The 7,304-nt window shown below is 47.9% G+C and carries 6 protein-coding genes; 2 read left to right on the forward strand and 4 right to left on the reverse strand.

Going from position 1 to position 7,304, the window contains the following annotated elements; all coding sequences use genetic code 11:
* Positions 1-196: 196 nt before the first annotated feature.
* Positions 197-1,537 carry an MATE family efflux transporter gene (locus tag KDK15_RS18765; protein WP_257296923.1) on the forward strand — a complete coding sequence of 447 codons (1,341 nt, stop codon included), beginning with the start codon at positions 197-199 and terminating at the stop codon, positions 1,535-1,537.
* A 32-nt stretch (positions 1,538-1,569) separates the two neighbouring features.
* Positions 1,570-1,863 (forward strand): sulfurtransferase TusA, encoded by a 294-nt coding sequence (tusA, locus tag KDK15_RS18770; protein ID WP_257296924.1) that lies wholly within the window; start codon positions 1,570-1,572, stop codon positions 1,861-1,863.
* Positions 1,864-1,979: 116 nt separating this feature from the next.
* Here the strand turns inward: tusA and KDK15_RS18775 are convergent, their stop codons facing one another.
* From KDK15_RS18775 to ovoA, 4 genes are all read right to left on the reverse strand, one after another.
* Entirely contained in the window at positions 1,980-3,140 is a 1,161-nt protein-coding gene (locus KDK15_RS18775) for a hypothetical protein (RefSeq protein ID WP_257296925.1), read from the reverse strand.
* Positions 3,141-3,318: 178 nt separating this feature from the next.
* Positions 3,319-3,960 carry a hypothetical protein gene (locus KDK15_RS18780; protein ID WP_257296926.1) on the reverse strand — a complete coding sequence of 214 codons (642 nt, stop codon included), beginning with the start codon at positions 3,958-3,960 and terminating at the stop codon, positions 3,319-3,321.
* On the reverse strand, positions 3,950-4,429 hold the full coding sequence (locus KDK15_RS18785) for a hypothetical protein (RefSeq protein WP_257296927.1): 480 nt from the start codon (positions 4,427-4,429) through the stop codon (positions 3,950-3,952). Before KDK15_RS18785 ends, KDK15_RS18780 begins: the two co-directional genes overlap by 11 nt.
* A 392-nt stretch (positions 4,430-4,821) precedes the next feature.
* Positions 4,822-6,993 carry a 5-histidylcysteine sulfoxide synthase gene (gene ovoA / locus KDK15_RS18790; RefSeq protein WP_257296928.1) on the reverse strand — a complete coding sequence of 724 codons (2,172 nt, stop codon included), beginning with the start codon at positions 6,991-6,993 and terminating at the stop codon, positions 4,822-4,824.
* Between the last annotated feature and the right edge of the window lie 311 nt (positions 6,994-7,304).

The raw sequence follows: 7,304 nt of genomic DNA on the forward strand, positions 1-7,304 counted from the left end.
ATTCCGCCTTCTAAATATGATAGCGAGCAAGTCATTTTGGACAGCTGGGCAAGGCAGAATGACGAGTAATAGCAGGGCTACTTGTGCCCTCGGGTATTGCGAGGAATCCCAACGAAGATCCAGCGGTTCAAAATGGCTGCGCAGCTCATATAGAAGGTGGAATTGGTATTATTAAGGCGCAGAAGGAGTTGACCCTTTGCTATCGGCTTCGGCAACTTATCGGCGGGTGTGGCATTTTGCCTGGCCTGCCATTATCTCCAACATTTCGGTACCGCTGCTGGGGCTGGTGGATGCCGCTGTTCTTGGTCATCTCTCTTCACCGGAATATCTGGGTGGTGTTGCCGTTGCGGCAACCATGTTCAGTATGATTTTCTGGGCTTTTGGTTTTCTGAGAATGGGAACCACTGGGCCGGTTGCCCAGGCAAAGGGCCGTAATGACCGTTATGCCCTGAGAAAGTGGCTGTTACAGTCCGTAATTTTTGCTGCTCTGACTGGCTTGCTGCTGATTCTTTGTTCCCCATTGATTTTACATTTTGCTTTGCCTTTATTTGCAGCCAGTGATGTGGTGGCGGGTCAGACTGAAATCTACTTTCAGATCCGGATATTTTCAGCACCAGCCGTATTGGTTAACTATGCGTTGATTGGTTGGCTGATAGGAATGCAAATGCCTAAGGGGCCCTTGTTTATCCTGGTTGTGGGTAATGCGGTCAATATTGTGCTGGACCTGTTGTTGGTTCTCGGTCTGGGCTGGGCAACTCAGGGTGCCGCGATGGCCACGGTGATTGCTGACTATCTGGCACTGGCTCTTGGATTGCTGATGGTAAGGCGAATTCTGACCTGTGATGATGGACAGTTCAGTGCTGAAATGGTGTTTGATATTGCTGCGTTTCGTCGGCTGATCATGCTGAATCGCCACCTGTTTGTCCGTACATTGTGTCTGTTATCAGTACAGGCATTTTTTACCGCCCAGGGCGCTCGCCTGGGGGATGAAGTGCTCGCTGCCAACGCGCTGCTGCTGAATCTGATGGTGCTGATTTCCAATGGCCTGGATGGATTTGCTCACGCAGCAGAAGCCTTGACCGGTGAGTCGATAGGCAAAGGCGATCGCCGACAGTTTCATCAGGTTGTAAGGGTAACCGGCTGGTGTTCTCTGATCTGTGGCGGGCTGTTCTGTCTGTTTCTTGGTCTTGGCGGGAACGCTTTGCTGGGCCGGTTGACCAATATCCCGGCAGTTGCAGAGCTAGCGTCTGTTTACCTGCCCTGGCTGGTAGCCATGCCTCTGATTGCCGTTTGGTGTTTCTGGTTGGATGGTGTCTTTATTGGCGCGGTCAGAACCGATATGATGCAGAACACGATGCTGATTGCCACGGCTCTGGTTTTTCTTCCAGTCTGGTTCCTGTTTCGTGATATGGGAAATCAGGGCTTGTGGCTTGCTTACACGGTTTTTATGGCCGCCCGGGGCCTGGGTTTGATCTGGGTTTATCGCCATTTTAGTAAGAACAATGTCTGGTTTGCGGCCCGACATGACCTTTTATGAGGAGCTGGTCTGAAAGACTGGTTTATCGTTTGATGTCAGATATGTTGCTTGAAGAGAACGTTGGCACTATTGATGTGCAGCATGAGCTGGATACCTGTGGTCTGTTCTGCCCGGAGCCGGTGATGATGCTGCACAATAAAATCAGGGATATGGCACCTGGTGACGTGGTTCGGGTATTGGCTACTGACCCCTCCACTAAACGTGATATCCCAAAGTTCTGTAATTTCCTGGAGCACCAGCTTCTCCGGCATCAAGAGACAGATGCTGTTTTTTTTTACTGGATTAGAAAAAAAAGGGTGGGCAGTTTGGAGGCTGTTCGAGAATAGACTGCCTTAAGCGGCAATTTCGCCTCCTGGGAGGCTGTATGGAAATTAGCACTTTTCTGAACCAGGGAAGTGCCGCCCCTTCAAGATATCAAAGGGGGGCACGGGATTGTACAGGCTTAGGCCATTGCGGCCATATCTTCAGGCAATGGCGTCAGGCTTTTAAGAAGCTCGTTAGCAGCACTGCTGGCAGCATATTGTGCACCGCCTTTAAAATGCTCTCTAACCATGGCATCACTACGCTCCAGACCCATTGCAAGGGCAGTGTTATTGGAGAGTTCGGGATTGTCTTTTTGCGCTGCTGTTTTTAGCGACAATATCTGGGCAGCTTTCAAGTATGACTTCAGGTCTTTCTCCGTATAGGGCGTAATGATTGCAGCCAGCACCAGTGTTTCTGTGCTCATTTCAGATACAGGGCGGGATAACGCATTTATTACTCGTTCCATTATGTCATTTGAAACTTTGCCTTGTAAAACACTGGGCAGGTCTTTTTTATTGGCAAAATGCTGTTCTAATTCACTGGATTTATTCAGAAGTTCTTCTCTTGCCTGGCTAAAAATCTCAGGATTAGGGTATTTGAAATTGGCCGAAAATTTGGCCAGGTCCACTGCTGTTCCAAACTGCAGTTCCGTAACGCTTTTCTCGATAGGACCTATATCGGCACCTGATGTCATCTGATTCTTTAACAGCATCAGTGCATCTTTAACAGGTTGCCTTTTCTCTTCCTGAAACCACTCTTCGATTTGTTTTTCTACAAAGCCCTGCCGTTCAACCCCCATGCTATAGGAACCTGACTTGGGCTTGGTGTTATTATCTTCCCTTGAAATTACTCCAAGATCTCTTTCCAGTGCTTCCAGATGGGGTTCCTTGCTTCGTGCGCTTGCTGCATCATCATCTACGTGGATGCTCATAAAAATGTCATTTTGAGTGCTTAAAACTTGTTGAAGTTTGTCAAAGCCCTGTTTGTTGGCAAGATTACACTGAGCCAGGGCAAGAGCCACGAAGTTATCATTATTCTTCTCCTCCATGCTACTTCTGTTGTCAGCGTCCTGGAAAAGGCCAAAACTGTTAGCAAGATCTATGATTACTTGTTTCGCCTCAGGGTTTTGAGATAACCCGCTTTTTGCCTGTTCTAATCGATCTGAAAAAACATCTTGAAGTTCTTTAAGTTCCGGGTTTACGGAGGCTTTCTCAGTCTGGACATCTCCTGTTCCTGTGGTGCTGACAGGTGGTGTTGTTACTCCTGCTAATTGAGGTGGTTGGGTAGAAGATGAAATCATCGTTGATTCTCCTGGAATATATAAATGGCTGCGAAAATGTCTATTTGATTGTCTGCATGCATAGCAATGCAGTAATTATGACCAGTCAGACATTAATTAGTTCCGGCAGGGATTATTATTATTCAGGTCTGAAGGCATTATCCGGGACTCATAAGTTCTCAATAGTAGGTTTTTTAAATCAAATATCAATCCACAGTGTTTCATCAACAGATAAACTGAACTGATCCGGAGCCTCATGTTGATTAGCAGAGACTGCATATCCGTGAGGACTATCACTCCTTGGGATAACGGAATTTTTCCGTTTAAACAGTAAATTTTCCATTATATTAGCTTCAGAGCTGCATTGTTCAAACCAGTAGTCCAAAGCATGATGCAGCTTGCTTCCTTCAGGAAAGCTTTGCAGGCACTCCAGAACCTGATCCTTATGGATTTTTCGTCCATTAACAAGTTGGCTGGTGATATAGCAGTGTGCCAGGAAAAAAAAAGCTATGCGTGAATTCTTCAATGAACTCCCGAGTGTTTTGATGGATTGCAATACCTGTTCTGCAGACACTTCCTGATGATCAATGGTCAATTCATTTTTCATAGCCATGAATTTCAATATACATTGCAGTTGATGTTGTTTTTCTTCTTTGACCGGTACTCTGTTTAAGATTTGCCAGGCCTTTTGAATGATATCCTGAGCTTCATTGGTTTGATTGTGCCACTGAGGTTGATTCAACCTTTGTATCAGGTATTCAGCTTGCCTTAAAGAATGATCCCCGGGGACTTCATCAAACGCTGCCAATACTGTCTGGTTGTCCAGGTAGTTACCATTCAACTTTCAGGCAATATTTTTCCTTAAAGCGCGCTATCCCCAGTTTGCCTTCCGGACTATCCGGGAAAGCCTTAACCACCGCGTCTGGTGTGACCTGCTGGCCACTCAACGGTAGGCGCCTCAGGTAACATTGTTCCTTAAAGCGCGCCAGTTCCAGTGTCGCTCTGATTGCCTGAAAATCCTTAACCACCGCATCCGGTGTGACCGGCTGGCCATTCAACACCAAGCCCCTCAGGCAACATTCTTCCTTAAAGCGCGCTATCGCTACTTTGTACTTATTATTTCGATCTGGCTCCCGTTTGAATTCTTGAATGACCTGGTCCGGGGTAACTTTTCTACTGTTATGCAAAATGTTCTGCAGGCAAAGTTTTTGCGGGAAGAAGCCACTTCTCAGCGACGTTGTATCATTTCCATAGGCTGCAAGCACCCCCGCCGAGGTGAACTGACGTCCCTGTAATGGTTTTTTTTCCAAAAAGCATCCTCAAGACATCTGCCATCATTCAGAGGGGTAGTTTACCTCTATGAGATTGATGGTTTGAGACTCTTTTACCGTAAAATGTACTTCTGGAGCGGTTAGGGTTCCTGTTGGTTTGTTGGTCAACCCGGCCAGCAGGTTTTGGGTGGGAGTAAGTTGATGCTGTTGCTTTCAAAATAAACCCTGCACACCTGAACTATAAATACTGCCATTTGACCTCAAAATGACTATTAGGTTCCATTCACGGTGTGTCAGGGGGAGGAGTAAGCATACCCTATATTGTTGGCGATCCGTGTAAGTGTTTGGCGTTGCTCTCTAGGGAAACAATGTTCACCATAACTTTATTCAATCGGCCTTCAGGTAAGACAAGCAGTTACAGAGCCTGATCGCTATGCTTTATGCCGCCATACCGTGCACTGAGCAACCGTATGTTGATATTTCCGGGCTGTTTCCCTGATCACAAACGGGATATCAACGGGGGGGCGTACCTCCTCAAAATGTTTGCTCAACGCTCTTTGCAGTCCGGTATAGGTGTCGAGGGCTTCACCATTTTCACGGATTCCACCGAGCCAGTTCTGCCTGGGCGTATACTCTTCCAGCCAGGTATAGGGTGAAGTGATAACTAGGATGCCTCCGGGGCGTATGCGCTCATGTATCATGCCCAGAAATTGCGCCGGGTTATTCAGGCGATCAATCAGGTTGCCGGCAAAAACAAGATCATAGTCGTTTAAAATGGGCTTCAGGTTGCAGGCATCCCCTTGAGTAAAGTGGATACGGCTGGTATCAATATCATCCAAACCCATTTCACCGGTATCTGCAATAAAGTAATCACCCAGTTCTCCTTCCGTTGGAAGGTGGTAGCGTATTTTTCCCCGCTCCTGCAGCTCAGCCGCCGCAGAAATGAATCGGGCAGAGAAGTCGATGCCATCCACATGTTGAAACCAGCGGGCTAATTCAAAGCTGGTGCGCCCGACTGAACAGCCCAGGTCCAGTGCCCGTGTTCGGGGTGTATCACCACTTACTTCATAACAGAGGCGGGCACAGGCTTCAGGGTAGTTTGGTACATCAAAGTAAGACTCGCCAAAATGGAACGCCAGATATTGTGCAACCAGGGCATCACTCTCATAAGGGTTGCTGGAGGTATTGGTCATGGCACTGGACTCTACGTAACGGAAACCGGCATGCTGAAAGAAATGGCGGCGGAAGGCGTAGCGGGATTCTTTAATAGCGTAGTTGCCGGTTGATATCCAGCAACCCCCTTTAATCAGATTGTGGCGCCCATCAAAGGTTGGGGTTGAGAAATCATCGTAGCAGGGGTGAACACGGAATCCTTCATAACCGTCAATGGGAGTGGTGGTCCATTGCCAGACATTCCCAATAATGTCGCACAGTTCTCCGGTTCTGAATTGGTCAACCGGGCAGGATGAGGACCAGTATTCGAGATTGATATTTCCAGGGGCTTTATCCCACCAGGGCTGGTCAGTATTAATGGCTTCCCTCAGGCAATACCATTCGGCTTCACTGGGCAGCTGGATCTGTTTGCCGGTCACTTCTGACTTCCAGCGACAAAAGGCCTGGGCTTCATGACAGTTGACGTCTACTGGCCAGTTCCAGGGCATATCGATCTCTGCCAGCATGGTGCGGTAGCGATAACTATCTCCTTCGGGGACCCAGAATTCAGGGTGGCGCGCTTTACCATCAGTGTTGCTGAACGTTGCCCAGGCCCAGCCTTCATCCGTCCACCAGCGTTCATTGTCATAACCACCGGCATCCATAAAGGCTTTAAACTCCTGATTGCTGACCAGGTATTCGCTGGCTTTGAATGGTGTGACCTCAACCTCGCAGCGTCCATATTCATTGTCCCAGCCGTAGAGAGAATCATCGTAATCTTTGCCCAGGTGAAGTGATCCACCGGGCATCTCAATCAGACGGTTTTCCGGTGCTGACCCTGTTTCAGTACAGTGTTTCCAGTAACTGTGTGGCTGGACGTAGGAGATTGGCAGCTGGCGAATCAGTACCGATGAGGTTTCAAGATGGATGCGTTCATGTTCAATGCCCATCAGGATGACCCAGGCCTGACTCTCCCAGTTGATGGGTATCTCCAGTGGCATGTTCTGAATGAAACCGGAAACCAATGCCCTGACTTTGCTGCGATAGTCACGAACCTGTTGAACGGTTGGCCATTGGTAGTTACTGTCGTCCAGATCATCCCAGGACATTTCATCCACACCAATGGCAACGGTGGACTCGATATAAGGGTCAACTCGTTCCGAGATCAGTTTTGCGGTGATCAGCTTGTTAACAAAAAAAGCGGCAGTGTGCCCATAATAGAAGATCAGCGGGTGACGGAGGGGAATTGCTTTTTCATACCAGGCTTCCTGGCACGCCAGGGTTTCAAACAGCAGGTTATACTGATCAAAAGTCTGGTGAAAATAATCTATCAACTCCTGCCGTTTTTTCTCAGGGTTGCCTTCATTGAGAACCAGCGTTCGGGTTGTTTTTTTTGGATGAGCGTCTGGGGTGACACTGTAGTCTTTCTGACTCGCAGTATTCTCAGCCACGTTTCCTCTCCTGGGTGTTGGTGTTGGACTTTGAGCAATCAGTTGGCAGTCAGCAGAACCAGCCTTTGAACGTTGTGGTGTGCTTCTTTATAGTTAAACAGCATAACCATTACTTATTGCTATCAGACGAAGGTGTACGGTGCAAATGCAATAAAGGATTTTCGGGTTGTCTATTTTCTGCTTTCCAAGAGGCTTCAGCAGCGTTAAGTGTAGTTGTCGATTATGTTATACCAATTCCACCTTCTAAATATGATAGCGAGCAAGTCATTTTGGACCGCTGGGCAAGGCGGAATGACGAGTGTGTGCCGTAG

This window comes from Endozoicomonas sp. YOMI1 (assembly GCF_024606345.1).
Taxonomy (GTDB): Bacteria; Pseudomonadota; Gammaproteobacteria; order Pseudomonadales; family Endozoicomonadaceae; genus Endozoicomonas.